Below are 14114 nucleotides of genomic sequence, written 5' to 3'. Positions count from 1 at the left end.
GCTACCCTCGCCGTCTGACGTCCCGCCCACAACCGGGGGGGGTGAGTAATTACTCAGCGGACGCCGACCCGAAGACGTCGTCGGCAAGAACTTCTTCAACGACATCGCGCCGTGCGCGAAGGGGCAGGTGTTCTACAACCACTTCTTCAAGGCGGTCGGCGATGGTGAGGTCAACACCATGTTCGATTATCATTTCGACTATAAACTCACTCCCATGAACGTCCGCATCCATATGAAATCGGCCAAGGCGTCGCAGGGCATTTGGATTTTCATCAAGCGCGTCTGATCGCGAGCCATTGTTGCGGAGACGAGATATGAAGGACACGAAGATAGAAGGCGACATGGCCGACACCGACCTTTTCTCGCCCGAGGAGCTGGCGATGATGTCGATGGCGGACGGGATCATCGACGACGTGGTTGTCGTTCACGACCGTGACGAACTCCAGCAACAGTATAATGCGGTCTCCCGACTGATCGCGGAAGGCGGCGAGCGCGAACGCCAATTGCGCGCGATCGTTCACGATCTCACCTTTCTGGCCAACGCGAACCAACTGCAGCAGTCCTCGCTTCACGAGCAGACCCGGTCGCTTGCGCGTCTCGTGGTGTCCGCCAGTGAGCGGGAGCTCCAGCTCAAGCAGAGCCTGGACGATTTCCGCGCCTTGATCGGTCGTCGCGCCCGCAACGTGATGTGACCGGCCGTCCGACCACCTGCCCAGCACCCTGGAGATCCCCATGCCGAGCGTGATGCTGTACCAAGTTCCGGAACCGGTCGAGGCACCCGTTCCGCCGCCAGTTGCGCCTCCGCCTCCCGTCCAGGTCGAGCGCCTGCGCGAACTGGAAGAGCGGATCGCGCCCATGCACGTGCTGAAACGCACCGGCCAGCGCTCTTTCGCATTCAACGGTCAGATCCTGGGCACGGTCTGCGGTATCGACCAGGTGCTGCCCTATTGGTACGAGATCAACGTCTACCGCACCGTGCTTGGCACCTACATCTCCGATATCCGCCTGTTCGGAAAGGGTGCGGAGGCGACCGATCTTTTCCGCGTCACCGAGCATGACGCGATGGACGCGGTTCAGAACTATCTCGAACATTACGATCCGTCGTGCGACCTGCCGCCGGTCCGATATGATGCGACGTCCCAGTCGGCGGCGGCGCTGACGTTGCGCGCGATCGAGGTTCGGGCCGAGCTCCAGCGCATCGCCGATCATTATCATGTCACCGTCGGCGCGCTGCTCACCGCGCTTCCGGACTGACGGCGCTAGACGGGCCAGTCCGCCAGCTTGCCCATCGGGTCGCGTGGCAGCTCGTGCCCCAGCGTGAAGCGGCGCGGGCGTTCGACGTCGCGTAGCCGTTGTCCACACCAGCCGTCCACCTGGCCGAGCAGCGTATCGCCGCTGACGTCCGGCTTCGGGATGATGAACGCCTTGAGCCGGCCGCTCACCGGCTCTATCCTGACGGCGGCGTCGGCGACCCCAGCGTGCGCCAGCAGCGTCTCGCGGACCAGCGACGGGAAGACGTTGGTCCCGCCCACCTGCACCGCGCCGTCGAGCCGACCGTTCAGGTGGAAGCGCCGTGCGTCGATCCAGGCGCTTCGATCCATCAGCTCCTGCCGGACGGGTCCGTCCGCGCCATCGCGCACGACCGCATCGTCGCTCAGCCGCCGCCAGCGATCGAGCAGGACGAACGGATCGCCGGGGGCGGTGCGGAAGCCAATGCCTCCGATCTCGCTCGCGCCATAGATCTCGACCAGCCTGTCGAGCCCCTGCGCCGCCAACTGGCCGGCGAGCGCGGGCGGCATCGGCGCGGTGGAGCTTATCCCTGTCATGCCGGTGGGAAATGTAGGGCATGTCCGTGCGACGTGGCTCCACATCGTCGGCGTGGCGACGACCAGCGTGCCCGGCCCGGCGCGTCTCAGCAGCGCGACATTGTCGTGCGCCCGGAGCAGCTCGACGCCCAAATGGTCGGGCAACATCGCGGTGAACAGCGTCCCATAGATGTGATGGGAGGGCACGAGCGAAACGATCCGCCGGATCGGGCCCAGGATGTCGACCCAGCCTTCCATCTCGGCCGCGAGATCAGCGATCGGATGGGTGCATCGCTTGGCTGCCCCCGTCGATCCCGACGTCCGGAACGTCAGGTGGGTGCCACCCTTAGACAGCGACTCGGCCACCAGATCGCACCAGTCGCCCAGCCGCGGCAGGGTGAGCAGATGATCCTCCGCGCCATATTCGTGCAGGTGGAAGAACTCATTCAGCGCGGCGCTCGCGTCCAAGCGTTCGAGGCTGTCGAGATCAAGCCCCGCCTCGTCCAGGCTGGTCGACGCGTCCCAGCCCGACCTGCCCAGCATCGCCGACGAGCGCCCGCGCGACCGGCCCAGTTCGGCTGCCAGCAGATCGCTCACCAGCCGCACGATCGCGGCGCGAGAGAATGGCAGGCGCGAAGTGCGGTCGGTGAAGGTGCTCATGCCTCCGTTTTAACTCGGGAGGGTTAACGGCTTGTTGAATCGGACAACGCCGCCAACGGCCCGATCAGCTAGGGCCGCACGAACGCGCCGATGTGATCGTTCAGGAACTTGGCGTCGGCGGGATTGCTCGCGGCGCCTGCGGTATGGCCCCATAGCGAGGGGATCGGCAGCAACGTGACATGCGGGATGAACCCCGCTTCGAACCGCGCATCGTCGACGGGGAAGTACAGATCGGTCGCCGACGGCATGTAGAGGACCGGCACCTTGATCGACGCGAGCGCCTTCTTGACGTCGCCGCCGAAGCCGGGTGTGGTGCCGATGTCATGTCCTTCCCAGGTGCGCATCTGCAGGATCAGGTCGTTGGCGTCCGCGCCGGGGATGAAATCCTTGTACAGCCCGTCGAAGACGGTGCGGAACGTCGAGCCCGGCGGCGAGCCGGGCCGCCAGAGCTCCTCGCGCCACCAGCCTTGCGAGAACAACCAGCCCGCCCAGATCGCGCCGAACGTCTGCAGCCCTTTGCGCGGCGGCTCCTTGTAATCGCCGCCGTTGAAGACCGGGTCGCTCTGGATCGCGATGATCTGGCTTTCGAGCCGCACGATCCCGTGCGGCCATGTCTTGGCGGTGGCGGAGGTGACGACGATCCGGTCCATGAACGCGGGGTAGGTGACCGCCCATTGGAACGCCTGCTCCCCGCCCATCGAAAAGCCGATGATCGCGCGCAGGTGATGGACGCCCAGCGCCTCGCCCAGCAGGCGATGCACCGCGTCGACGTTGTCCCGGATGCTGGTCACGGGGAATCGCGGACCGTCGAACGGCGCGGGCGTGTTGCTCGGCGACGAGGATTTGCCGTTCCCGAACAACTCGGTCGCGACGAGGAAATACTTCGCGGGATCCAGCGCCTTGCCGGGCCCGATCAGCCATTCATAGCCGTGCGAATCGGCCATGTAATGCGACGGCAGGAGGATGGCGTTGTCCCGCGCGGCGTTCAGCGTGCCGTAGGTCGCGTACATGACCCTGGCCTCGGGCAGGACCGTTCCGTTCTCCAGCTTGAACTGCTTGATGAAGAAGGCGCGTCGATCGCCGTCCGCGGCAAACGCAGGCGTCGCGAGGGTGGATACTATCATGAACATCGCCATCAGAAATCGAAACATCGGCCCGCCCTCCCGTGTACGATCCGGCCATAGCCGGTAGCAAGCGCGTGCGCACCCGTCGAACGATGCCGGCAGTCCGTGGTAGAACCATGGCCCGAGTGTCGGTCGTCAGCCTGGTCACCCACCGCCCGCATCCCGGGCCTGACTTTGGAGCCGTGCTCCGCTATCGTGCGTCAGCAGGACGGAGCCCCGATGTCGCACCCAGGTCACACCATCCACGCGCACCAGCATCATATCGGCTGGAACAATGCGATCCCGCCGGTGATGACGGTCGCACCCGGCAGCCGCATCGCGATCGACTGTCCGGACTCGTCGGATGGACAACTCACCGCCGCCAGCTCCGTGACGGACGTCGAACGGCTGGATTTCGGCCGCATCAACCCGGTCGTCGGGCCGGTATTCGTCGACGGCGCCGAGCCGGGTGACGCCATCAAGGTCACGATCGGCGAGTTCCAGCCGTCCGGGTTCGGCTGGACCGCAAACATCCCGGGCTTCGGTCTGCTCGCCGACCAGTTCGCCGAGCCCGCGCTGAAGCTGTGGTCGTACGATCGCGCCGGCATGACGCCGGCCGCCTTCTCCACGATCGCGCGCGTCCCGCTCAAGCCGTTCGCCGGGACGATCGGCCTCGCGCCGGCCGAGCCGGGCCTCCACTCCGTCGTCCCGCCGCGCCGCGTGGGCGGCAACCTCGATATCCGCGATCTGACGACGGGCACGATCCTCTACCTACCGGTGGAGGTCGCAGGCGGGCTGTTCTCGATCGGCGACACGCACGCGGCGCAGGGTGACGGGGAGGTCTGCGGCACCGCCATCGAAAGCCCGATGGCGCTGGAGGTGACGCTCGACCTCGTGAAGGGTGCCGGGTTCGCGACGCCGCGCTTCACCACGCCGGGCCCGGTGACGCGCCACCTCGACGGCGCGGGGTACGAGGCGACCACCGGCATCGGCCCGGACCTTATGACGGCCGCCCGCGACGCGGTCGCGCGCATGATCGACCTGCTGGTCCGCGATCATGGGATGAGCGCGGTCGACGCCTACATGCTATGCTCGGTGTGCGGGGACCTGAGGATCAGCGAGATCGTCGACCTGCCCAATTGGGTCGTGTCCTTCTACCTTCCGCGGCTCGTGTTCGCCTGACCGCGGCTCTCCGATGAGCCATTGCGCACTGCGGCACGATCGCTAGCCTGCAGTGATGCCGATGGGGATGCGCAGCCGATGACGAGCGATGGATCGGCTGGCTTGACGCGGGCGCTTGGCCCGGTCGGCATCATGTTCCTGTCCTTCTCCGCGCTGTCTCCGGTCGTGTCCGTTTATCTGTTCGGCGCCGGGATCATCCGCCTGGCCGGCACGGGCGCGGTGCCGGCGCTGCTGATCGGCGGCGCGCTCGCGGCGATCGTCGGGCTCCTGTATGCCGAAGTCGGCGCGGCGTTCCCGGATGCGGGCGGCGTCTATCCCAGCTTCACCGCGATATTGGGCCCGCGTCTGTCCTACCCCTATGTCGTGATGATGCTGGTGTCGGCCCCGACGACGCTGGCGTTCAGCCTGCTGGGGTTCGCCGACTATGTCCGCGTGCTCGCCCCGGCGCTGCCGGAGGTGCCCGTCGCGCTTGCGTGCGTCGCCGCCGCCGCAGGGCTCGCGGTGCTCAGCATCCGGACGGGCGCGGCGATCACCGGGCTTTTCCTGGCCGTTGAGCTTGCGGCGTTAGCGGCGCTGACCGGGGTGGCGCTGTTTCATCCGGCGCGGTCGCTCGGTACGGCGGTCGCGCATCCGCTGATGCTGGCGGGCGGGACGCTCGCCCCCACGCCGCTGTCGATGATCGCACTCGCGACCGTCGCGTCGGTGTTCACCTGCGCGGGCGCGAATTGGGCGCTGTATTTCGCCGAGGAGATGACGGACGCCGAACGCCGGATCGGGCGGGTCATCACGATCATCAGCCCGCTCGCCGCGCTGCTGATCGCCGGGCCGCTGATCGTGGCGCTGCTCGCGGCGCCGGACCTGCGCGCGGTGCTGGCCGACGAGGCGCCAGTGGCCGCGGTGCTGCGCGAGACGGGCGGTCCGGTGGTGGCGGCGGTCGTCAGCGCGGGCGTGCTGCTGGCCGTCTTCAACGCGATTGTCGCGACGATCATGGGCTATGGCCGATTGTTCTACGCAACCGCGCGGGACGGACTGTGGCCGGCACCGGTCGCCCGCCGGCTGGCGCGGCTCGACCCGCGGTTCGGCTCGCCGGTGATCGCGACGCTGGCGCTGTGCGCCGCCGCCGCCGTGCTGATGGCGTTGGGCGAGCGGGTGCTGCTGGTGCTGTGTTCCAACCAGCTGATCCTGGAGTTCCTGCTTCTGGGGCTGGCGGTGCTCGTCGGGCGGCGGCGGGGCCGTACGGGCCTGCACCACCGCACATGGCTGCACCCGGCGATCCCGATCCTCGCGATCGTCGTCACGATCGGGCTGAGCGTGGCCGACTGGCTCGATCCCGACGCCGGACGGCCGAGCCTGCTTGTGCTGGGCGCGCTGATCCTGGTCAGCTTCGGATGGAAGGAGTTGCGGGCCCGAAGGCGCGTGCCGGCCTCAACTGGTCGACGCGACCTTGACGCCACGAACGAGGCGCCGGCACCTCACCAGACGTGAACCCGCCGGTCTGGCGCGAGGTATAGCGACTGGCCCGGCTTCACGCCGAACGCCGCATACCAGCCGTCGAGGTTCCGCACCGTCTGCACCCGCCACATCGCGGGCGCGTGGACGTCGGTCGCGATCTGCGCGCGCAGGCTCTTGTCGCGCATCTTCTCCCGCCAGCTCTGCGCGAAGGCGAGGAAGAAGCGCTGGTCGCCCGTCAGCCCGTCGATCACCGGCGCCGGACGGCCGCCGAGCGAGGCGTGGTAGGCCTCGTACGCCGCCGTCAGCCCGGCGGTATCGGCAATGTTCTCGCCTAACTCCTGGAGGCCCTTCAGGTGCAGGCCAGGCAGCGCCTCGTACGCGTCATATTGCGCGACGAGGGCGCGGCCGGCGGCATCGAAGTGCCGATGGTCGGCCGGCGTCCACCAATTGTGCAGCCGGCCAGTGGAGTCGAAGTCCGCGCCAAGATTGTCGAAGCTGTGACTGATCTCGTGGCCGATGATGGCGCCGATCGCGCCATAATCGGCGGCGGCGTCGAACCGCGGATTAAAATACGGCGTCTCCAGGATCGCGGCCGGGAAGTTGAGCGCGTTCTGGAGCGGCAGGTTGACCGCGTTGACCGTCTGCGGCGTCATCCACCATTCGTCGCGATCGACCGGCTGCCCGATCTTGGCGATCTGATGCCGGTATTCGAACAGCCGCGCGCGCTCGACGTTGCCGAGCGCATCGTCCGCCCGCACCCCGAGGCCGGCATAGTCGCGCCACCGGTCCGGATAGCCGACGCCGACGTGCAGCACGGCGAGCTTGCGCCGAGCTTCGGCGCGGGTCGCGGGGGCGAGCCAGTCGAGCCTGGCCAGCCGAGTATCGAACGCGGTGACGAGACCACGCACGATCGTCTGGATCTCGGCGCGCGACGAGGCGGGGAAGTAGCGGGCGGCGTAGATCCGCCCCACCGCGTCACCGAGGCCGTCGTTCACGGCGGAGATGGCGCGCCTGTCCCGGTCCTGCTGCTGCGGCACGCCACCCAGCGTCCGGCCGTAGAAGTCGAAATGCGCATCGTCGATCGCGCGGGGCAGCACGCCGGCAAGCTGGTTGATCCGGTGGAACGCCAGCCAGTCGCGCCAGGCCTGTAATGGCTCGCTGGCGGCAAGCGCCGACAGGCCGGTGATCGCGCCCGGCTGCCAGATCATGAAATCCTGCTGTCGAGGCAGGCCGGCGGCGGCCCAATAGGCGTCCCAGTCGAGGCCCGGTGCCTTTGCAGCGAAGTCCCCGCGCTTCCACGTGTTGTCGGCCTTGTGCGCGTCCTGGCTGTCCTCGATCGACGCGTGGGCGGCGGCGATCTTCATTTCCAGCGCCACGATCCGGTCCGCCCGCGCCTCGGCATCGCTCATGCCGGCGAGCGTGAGCAGCCGGGCGACATAGGTCCGGTAACTTGCCCGCAACTGCGCCATCTCGGGCTTGGCGGAGAGGTAATAGTCGCGATCCGGCAGGCCCAGGCCGCCCTGTATCAGATAGGGCACCGTCACCGTGGGTCGGTTGAGGCCCTGCGTGACGAACAGGCCGAACAGGTTCTCGGTATGGTAGTTCGAATCGTTGAGCGGATCGGTGTCCGCCCGCATCGTCGCGCCCAGCGCCGCCGACAGCGCGCGGCGGTCGGCGATCGCCGCGATCACCGCGAGCTCAGGCTGGAGCGGCGACAGGCCACGCGCCTCGATGCCGGCGACGTCGCGATAGGCGGCGTAATAGGCCGCGAGCTTGGGCCCGTCACCGCCTGCCTGCGCCGCGCCCTTGATGATCGCTGCGTTGCGCGCTTCCGCGACCTTGAAGACATCGTAGCCGACACCCGTCGAAGAGCGATCGGCGGGGATCACCGCCGTCGAGCGCCATGTCCCGTTGGCATGGCGATCGAAGTCGTCGCCCGGCGCGACGCTCGCGTCGATCGCGCTCTTGTCGACGCCCGACGATGGGCCGGCGTCCTGAGCGAGCGCGGTCGCCGCCACGCTGGCGAGCAGGGCGAGGAGGACAGGCTTCGGGGCAACACGCATCGGGATACCTTCACTGGGCTGTCAGCGGGTTCCTAGCCATCCTCCGGACGCCACGCCAGCAGGCGCCATGACCGGTCGCGTTGTGCCTTGGGCTGACCGGCCCGATCGCAACCCGATCGGCATCAACGATGACCGGCGTGTCCAGCCTGCCCGGCGCCTCCTCGCCCGCCGCTGAAATGAGGCATCCGCATCCCGCGGCCCGGCGTCATCGTGCCGCGCATCGGATGAAAATTGGTGCCGGGAGCGCCCGATCGGCTGAAATGCGCCGGGTCGCCGCGACGAAAGCGTCGATCGTGTTCGCCGTTCCGGTAATAGAAGCCGCCGTCATCGCCCCAATAACCGTCGTAGATCGGGCCGTAGCTGTCGTCGTAAAAACCCTCGTACGCATAGGGACCGGCACCGTAGCCGACACCATTGACGCCATAGTCGCCTGCGCAGGCGGACAGCGAAAAGGCGGCGAGCGTGGCGCACAGCGGGAACGAAAAGCGGTTCATGGAGCTGTTCCTGTCAGTTTAGGCTTCTTCATCCGGAAGCCGCGCCGTTCGTTTGAAGGGCTGGGGCAATCGTTATAACGCCGGTTCGATCGACCGATTGACAGCGCAGCCTCGGTGCCGCGGAGATTTCTTGAGCCAGAGCCATAAAATCACTTGGCGGGCTTCTTGAAACAGGCGGCGCCGTCATCCGCCGGCCTTACCGCTCCCCTAGCCAGCCGATTGAACGTTAGGAGCCTTGGGATCGCGCGGATTGATCCGTGTCTATGCAGGCCAAACTTACCGGGCGGTTCGTCGCGTAGCGACTTGTCAGCATATTCGTGTTTGTACGCTATGGGCGCTCGCCGCCATCTTCTTCGACCGGAGCCTCCGACATGCATTTTCGTCGTCATGCGCGCTTGATCCGCGTGCTGTTCGTGGGGGCACTGGTCTTGGCGCTCGTCATGGCGCTGGTGCCGCACCCGCCGGGCATGGCGGGGCTCAACGACAAGGTGCAACACTCGCTCGCCTTCGTCGTGCTGAGCGTGCTGGCGGCCGGCGGCTGGCCCGACGCTCGGCTGCCGCGGATCGGCGAGCGATTGTCGTTCGTCGGCGCGCTGATCGAGGTGCTCCAGTCAATCCCGGCGCTCCACCGCGATTGCGACATAATGGACTGGATCACCGATACGGCCGCGATCGCGGTCGCTTTGGGGATCGTGTGGCTGGCACGAGGGCGAGGGCCGCTTGGCCGCACGTCACCAGCTGTCGTTTCGCCGGCTTCCTTCGCGGTCGAGCGACATCAGGATGCCGATGCATAGCAGAACCGTCATCTGCGCCGACCCGCCGAAGCTGATGAGCGGCAGCGGCACGCCGACGACGGGCGCCAGCCCCATCACCATCGCCATGTTGATCGCGAAGTAGAAGAAGATTGTCGTCGCCAGCCCCGCCGCCGCCAGTCGCGCGAACCGCGTCTGCGCGCGTTGCCCGACGCGGATGCCCCAGCGGACGATCAGCATGAACCCGAGGATCAGCAGGCAGCCGCCGACGAACCCCCATTCCTCCATCATCGTCGCCAGCGCAAAGTCGGTATGCCTCTCCGGCAGATAGTCGAGATGGCTCTGCGAGCCGTTGAGGAACCCCTTGCCCCAGAAGCCGCCCGATCCGATCGCGATCTTCGACTGGGTAATGTGATAGCCCGCATGCCGCGGGTCGCTCTCGGGATTGAGGAAGATCAGGATGCGGTTGCGCTGATAATCGTGCAGCGCGAACTTGAACGCGAGCGTGCCGACGATCGGCATCGCGATCGCCGCCGCGCCGAACAGCCGCAGCGGCACGCCCGCTAGGAACATGATCGTCACCCCGCCCGCCGACACCATCAACGCCGTGCCCAGATCAGGCTGCAGCATGATGAGCGCCGCAGGGACGCCGATCAGCAGCCCGGCGGGCAGCAGCGACGCGAGGACGCGCGTGCGGCTGGGCGGCAGCATGTCGTAGAAGCGCGCAATCGCCAGTACGATCGCAGGCTTCATCAACTCCGACGGCTGGAGGTTGAAGAACCCCAGGCTGATCCACCGCTGGCTGCCGCCGCTGACCCTGCCGAGCGCCTCGACGACGACGAGCAGCACCACCAGCACGCCATAGGCCGGCAGCGCCCCGCTACGCCACGTCCGCTCGGGCACCCGCGACACGAAGGTGGCGGCGATCAGGAAGACGACGAAGCGGATGCCCTGCGACAAGGCCCAGGGATGCATCCGCCCACCCGCGGCCGAGTAGAGCACCACCAGCCCGAAACTGCCGATCGCCAGCGTCAGGCCCAGCACGCCCCAGGGCAGGCGGGCGATGCCGGCAGGCACGACGGAGGCACGTGCCATCTAGTGATCGTCCTCGGGCGAGCCGGTGGTGGAGGCCGGCCCTTGGCCGTTGGCGACCGCCGCGTCGGTCGCGGCCTGGCTTGCATTGGCGGCGGCGGTCGCGGCCTCCACCGCCGGCGCGTCGGTGGGCGCGGGCACGTTGGCTTCGGTCACCACCGCCTGCGCGGGCGGCGGTGCGGTCGCGGCGGCGCGATAGGCGTCTGCTTCCTTGGTCATGCGGGTCGCGATGTCACCGCCCCAGGTCGGCTCGATGGCGGCCAGCGTCTTCATCGCGCGATCGCGGTCGAACATATAGGTCATGATGTCGCGGCCGATCCCCGGCGTGTCGAGGTTGCGGATGAGATGCGCGCCATGCTCCAGCACGATCCCGGCGGCGTAGCGCGGGTTGTCCGCGGGCGCGAAGCAGACGAACAGCGCATGGTCCCGCAGCTTGAATGGCAGGGAGGCGTTCTTGAGCACGCCGTGACTGCGCTCCGCCATCGTGATGCGGCGCACCTGAGCGGAGCCAGTCTTGGCCGCCATGGTCACGCCAGGCACCTGCATCGCCGCCCAGCCCGCGGTGCCCGCGCCGCTCACAACCATCTGCATGCCTTGATGTACCACCGCGAGATGCTCGGCAGGATAGGGGAGCGGCGATGGGTCGTGATGAACGTGTGAGGCCAGCAGGCTGGGCTCCACCGCAAGGCCCGATGCGATCCGCGATGCCATGACCGCGAGCTGCAGCGGGTTGGCGAGCACATAGCCCTGGCCGATCGACGCGTTGAGCGAGTCCGCGACCGTCCAGCCGTCCTTGTATTTGCGCCGCTTCCAAGCGCTGTCGGGCACCGTGCCGTAACGCTGGGTGGACAAGGGCAGCGCGAACCTCTGCCCGAGCCCGACACTGCGTGCGACGGGCGCGATCCGATCGTAGCCGATGCGGCGCGCCATCTCGTAGAAATAGATGTCGCAGCTCTGCGCGATCGCGCGGCGCATGTTGACCGAGCCATGACCGCCCTTCTTGTAGCAATGGAAGGTGCCCGTTCCGACCTTCAGCGCGCCGGAACAATGGATGCTGGCCTCCGGATCGACGCCCGCGAGTTGCAGCGCGAGCGCGTTCATCGGCTTGACGGTCGAGCCGGGCGGATAAAGCCCCTGCGTCACCTTGTTCATCAGCGGAACATGGTCGTCATCCGACAGCATCTTCCACTCGAGGTGGCTGATCCCGTCGGAAAAGCTGTTGGGATCGTAGGCGGGCATCGATACCATCGCCAGGATCTCGCCGGTCCGGCAGTCCATCACCACCGCCGACCCGGAGTTGGTGCCGAGCCTGCGCGCCGTATAATCCTGCAGCCCCGCATCGATGGTCAGGCGTTGCGTCTCACCCGGCGTGCCCGAACGGGTGGCGAGCGTGCGCACGAGGCGGCCGTGCGCGGTCACCTCCACCCGCCGCGCGCCCGCGGTGCCGCGCAGTTCCGGCTCCAGCATCTTCTCCAGCCCGTCCTTGCCGAGCTTGAACCCGGGGGTGACGAGCAACTGGTCGTGCGTCTTGCGGAACTGTTCGGCATTGGCGGTGCCGACATAGCCCGTCAGGTGCGCGACCGCGGCACCGCCCGGATAGTTGCGCGCGAAGCCACGCGTCGGCGCGACGCCGGGCAGCTCCGGCAGCCGGACGTTGACCGCGGCGAACCGCTCCCAATCCAGCTTGTCCTTGACGGCGACCGGCTGGAACCCGGCCGCGCGCTTCAGGTCGGCGGCGATCCGCACCATGTCGTCATCGGTCAGCGCCAGCAGCCGGCGCAGCAGGTCGAGCACCCGGTCCGGCTCCTCGAGCAGGTCCGGGATCAGGTCGACGCGGAAATCGGTCCGGTTGTTGGCGATCGGCTGGCCATAACGATCGACGATCCAGCCGCGGCGCGGGGGCACCAGCGCGTTGTTGACCCGGTTGCTCTCGGACAATTTGTCGTAATGCTGGTTCTCGGCGATCGCGAGCCAGCCCATGCGCGTCGCGAGCCCTATCGCGACGGCGCCCTGTACGCCGCCCAGCACCAGCGCGCGGCGGCTGAAGGTGAAGCTTTGTTGCGCCTCTGTAACCAGCCGCGGCGGCCCGCCAGCGAAGGGCAGCTTCATGCCGGATGCCGCCGATGGTCGATCCAGCCGCACAGTCGTGCGGCAGCGGGGAAGAGGAGGACGGCGGCCACGATCTGCGCCGATAGCATGAGATCGACGCGCGCGCCGAGCGGCACCGCGATCAGCCGGCCCGCGACGATCACCGCCGCCGTCGCGAGCGCCGCGACGATCCAGTCCTGCCGGAACGAGCGGAAGATCGCCCGCGCGCCCACCGCCTCCGTCGCCAGCGCCGCCAGTGTCCACAGCATCACCGCGCTGCCCAATGGCTGGCCGCTGACCAGATCGTCGACGAAGCCGAGGACGGCCGGCGCCCAGATGCGCAGGCTGCCCGGCGCCAACAGCCTCCAGGCCAGCAGCATCAGCAGGCCGGCGGGCGGCAGCAGCGGGCCATAGCTGATCGTCGGCCAGACGGTGACGAGCGACCCCGCCACGACCGTTACCGGCGGCACCAGCCGGGCGCGCCCGGGCGCCAGGCCGGCAGAGAAAGGCTTGCGGGGCGCGAGCGTCATGGCTTGCCACGCCGCAGGACGGGAGGGACCGCGTTGCGTGCCGGAGGGGGTGGCGGCAGGAAGGCATGGCGGACGATCGCGACGTCCAGCGTATCGGGCTCGGCGAGCGGACGGCCGAGGCCACCGTCGCCGGAGCGACGAACGACCCGTGTCACCGGGACGCCGGGCGCATAGATGCCCCCGATGCCGGACGTGACGAACAGGTCGCCGGGCCGCACCTCGCCCGCCGCGGGGTTGACCGCGCGGATATCCACCAGCGCGTCGCCGCGTCCCGCGACGATGCCGGGCAGCCCGTCGCCCGCGCGCTGCACGGGGATCAGGCTCTCGGCGTCGATCAGCAGCAGCACCCGCGCGCTGTCCGGCCCCACCTCCACCACCCGGCCGACCAGCCCGTCCGGACCTTCGACCGGCTGTCCTTCGCGCACGCCCTGGAGGAAGCCCGCGTTGAGGAGGCCGAACCGACGCGTGCTGCCGGCGGTGGAACTGACCAGGCGCGCCGTCACCACCGCATCGGTCGCGCCGTCACGCAGCGCGAGCAGCCGCCGCAGCCGCGCGTTCTCGTGGCCGAGGACACGCGCACGGGTCAGCAGCCGTCCGGTCGTGACGAGCTCGGCCCGCATCCGCTCGTTCTCGCCGTGCAGCCGGAACCAGCCGCCGATCGCGTCGGGCACCGCCGCCAGCGCGCCGTTGGCGCTGCCCAGCGCGGTCGAGATCGGGACGGTCAGCTCCGCCGCGCCCGATCGCAGCGCCCGGAACGTGGGCGGATCGTATCGCGACATGACGAGCAGCGCCGCGCCGACGATCGCACCCGCGATCGCGACGACATAGCCGATGAATTGGGAAGTCTGCGCCCGCCGCGAGAAGCCCGGACGCCGGTCCGGCGACCGGGCCAT

14 protein-coding genes are annotated in these 14114 nt (G+C 68.3%); 6 read left to right on the top strand and 8 right to left on the bottom strand.

Translation table 11 applies throughout. The annotated features are described in order from the left end of the window. Positions 1-127 precede the first annotated feature (127 nt). From ACFE65_RS09090 to ACFE65_RS09080, 3 genes are read left to right on the top strand one after another with little or no spacing between them, the layout of a single operon-like run. Entirely contained in the window at positions 128-286 is a 159-nt protein-coding gene (locus ACFE65_RS09090) for a hypothetical protein (protein WP_375382037.1), read from the top strand. Positions 287-314: 28 nt separating this feature from the next. Next, positions 315-692 (top strand): hypothetical protein, encoded by a 378-nt coding sequence (locus ACFE65_RS09085; protein ID WP_375382036.1) that lies wholly within the window; start codon positions 315-317, stop codon positions 690-692. A gap of 40 nt (positions 693-732) precedes the next feature. Then, positions 733-1254, top strand: a complete 522-nt coding sequence (locus ACFE65_RS09080; protein WP_375382035.1) for a hypothetical protein — start codon at positions 733-735, stop codon at positions 1252-1254. A gap of 5 nt (positions 1255-1259) precedes the next feature. Here ACFE65_RS09080 and pcl read toward each other — a convergent pair whose 3' ends face one another. Next, positions 1260-2465, bottom strand: a complete 1206-nt coding sequence (gene pcl, locus ACFE65_RS09075) for a 4-coumarate--CoA ligase (protein ID WP_375382034.1) — start codon at positions 2463-2465, stop codon at positions 1260-1262. A 68-nt stretch (positions 2466-2533) separates the two neighbouring features. Next, on the bottom strand, positions 2534-3616 hold the full coding sequence (locus tag ACFE65_RS09070; protein WP_375382033.1) for an alpha/beta fold hydrolase: 1083 nt from the start codon (positions 3614-3616) through the stop codon (positions 2534-2536). A gap of 192 nt (positions 3617-3808) precedes the next feature. Between ACFE65_RS09070 and ACFE65_RS09065 the strand changes: the two genes are divergently transcribed. Next, positions 3809-4750 (top strand): acetamidase/formamidase family protein, encoded by a 942-nt coding sequence (locus ACFE65_RS09065; protein ID WP_375382032.1) that lies wholly within the window; start codon positions 3809-3811, stop codon positions 4748-4750. 102 nt (positions 4751-4852) lie between these two features. After that, positions 4853-6235 carry an APC family permease gene (locus ACFE65_RS09060; protein WP_375382031.1) on the top strand — a complete coding sequence of 461 codons (1383 nt, stop codon included), beginning with the start codon at positions 4853-4855 and terminating at the stop codon, positions 6233-6235. On the opposite strand, the gene ACFE65_RS09055 is transcribed toward ACFE65_RS09060, so the two are convergent. Together ACFE65_RS09055 and ACFE65_RS09050 are read right to left on the bottom strand one after the other, a co-directional pair. Next, positions 6223-8265 carry a M13 family metallopeptidase gene (locus ACFE65_RS09055; RefSeq protein ID WP_375382030.1) on the bottom strand — a complete coding sequence of 681 codons (2043 nt, stop codon included), beginning with the start codon at positions 8263-8265 and terminating at the stop codon, positions 6223-6225. The genes ACFE65_RS09060 and ACFE65_RS09055 overlap by 13 nt on opposite strands. Before the next feature lie 122 nt (positions 8266-8387). After that, a complete protein-coding gene (locus ACFE65_RS09050) occupies positions 8388-8759 on the bottom strand; it encodes a hypothetical protein (RefSeq protein ID WP_375382029.1) in 372 nt (123 codons plus the stop codon). Between the two features lie 371 nt (positions 8760-9130). Here ACFE65_RS09050 and ACFE65_RS09045 point away from each other — a divergent pair, with 371 nt between their 5' ends. After that, positions 9131-9553: a hypothetical protein gene (locus tag ACFE65_RS09045; RefSeq protein ID WP_375382028.1), complete on the top strand. Its 423-nt coding sequence runs from the start codon at positions 9131-9133 to the stop codon at positions 9551-9553. Here ACFE65_RS09045 and rodA read toward each other — a convergent pair. The 4 genes from rodA to mreC are packed head-to-tail and all read right to left on the bottom strand — an operon-like array spanning position 9491 to position 14114. Next, positions 9491-10606, bottom strand: coding sequence for a rod shape-determining protein RodA (gene rodA / locus ACFE65_RS09040; RefSeq protein ID WP_375382027.1), 1116 nt, complete (start codon positions 10604-10606; stop codon positions 9491-9493). The genes ACFE65_RS09045 and rodA overlap by 63 nt on opposite strands. After that, positions 10607-12712, bottom strand: a complete 2106-nt coding sequence (gene mrdA, locus ACFE65_RS09035; RefSeq protein WP_375382026.1) for a penicillin-binding protein 2 — start codon at positions 12710-12712, stop codon at positions 10607-10609. Continuing rightward, positions 12709-13221, bottom strand: coding sequence for a rod shape-determining protein MreD (gene mreD, locus ACFE65_RS09030; protein WP_375382025.1), 513 nt, complete (start codon positions 13219-13221; stop codon positions 12709-12711). Before mreD ends, mrdA begins: the two co-directional genes overlap by 4 nt. After that, positions 13218-14114 carry a rod shape-determining protein MreC gene (mreC, locus tag ACFE65_RS09025; RefSeq protein ID WP_375382024.1) on the bottom strand — a complete coding sequence of 299 codons (897 nt, stop codon included), beginning with the start codon at positions 14112-14114 and terminating at the stop codon, positions 13218-13220. Before mreC ends, mreD begins: the two co-directional genes overlap by 4 nt.

It is taken from the genome of uncultured Sphingomonas sp. (assembly GCF_964237335.1).
Lineage (GTDB): Bacteria > Pseudomonadota > Alphaproteobacteria > Sphingomonadales > Sphingomonadaceae > Sphingomonas.
The sequence above is the reverse complement of the archived record's forward strand: the minus strand, read 5'-3'. Positions and strand labels throughout refer to the sequence as shown.

Excerpts from the sequence above, each read along its gene's own strand:
- ACFE65_RS09065 (WP_375382032.1), top strand. The coding sequence starts at position 3,809 with ATGTCGCACCCAGGTCACACCATCCACGCGCACCAGCATCATATCGGC.
- ACFE65_RS09050 (WP_375382029.1), bottom strand. The coding sequence starts at position 8,759 with ATGAACCGCTTTTCGTTCCCGCTGTGCGCCACGCTCGCCGCCTTTTCG.
- mreD (WP_375382025.1), bottom strand. The coding sequence starts at position 13,221 with ATGACGCTCGCGCCCCGCAAGCCTTTCTCTGCCGGCCTGGCGCCCGGG.
- ACFE65_RS09080 (WP_375382035.1), top strand. The coding sequence starts at position 733 with ATGCCGAGCGTGATGCTGTACCAAGTTCCGGAACCGGTCGAGGCACCC.
- ACFE65_RS09070 (WP_375382033.1), bottom strand. The coding sequence starts at position 3,616 with ATGTTTCGATTTCTGATGGCGATGTTCATGATAGTATCCACCCTCGCG.
- ACFE65_RS09085 (WP_375382036.1), top strand. The coding sequence starts at position 315 with ATGAAGGACACGAAGATAGAAGGCGACATGGCCGACACCGACCTTTTC.
- ACFE65_RS09045 (WP_375382028.1), top strand. The coding sequence starts at position 9,131 with ATGCATTTTCGTCGTCATGCGCGCTTGATCCGCGTGCTGTTCGTGGGG.
- mreC (WP_375382024.1), bottom strand. The coding sequence starts at position 14,114 with ATGGCCCGGTCGCCGGACCGGCGTCCGGGCTTCTCGCGGCGGGCGCAG.
- mrdA (WP_375382026.1), bottom strand. The coding sequence starts at position 12,712 with ATGAAGCTGCCCTTCGCTGGCGGGCCGCCGCGGCTGGTTACAGAGGCG.
- ACFE65_RS09055 (WP_375382030.1), bottom strand. The coding sequence starts at position 8,265 with ATGCGTGTTGCCCCGAAGCCTGTCCTCCTCGCCCTGCTCGCCAGCGTG.
- rodA (WP_375382027.1), bottom strand. The coding sequence starts at position 10,606 with ATGGCACGTGCCTCCGTCGTGCCTGCCGGCATCGCCCGCCTGCCCTGG.
- pcl (WP_375382034.1), bottom strand. The coding sequence starts at position 2,465 with ATGAGCACCTTCACCGACCGCACTTCGCGCCTGCCATTCTCTCGCGCC.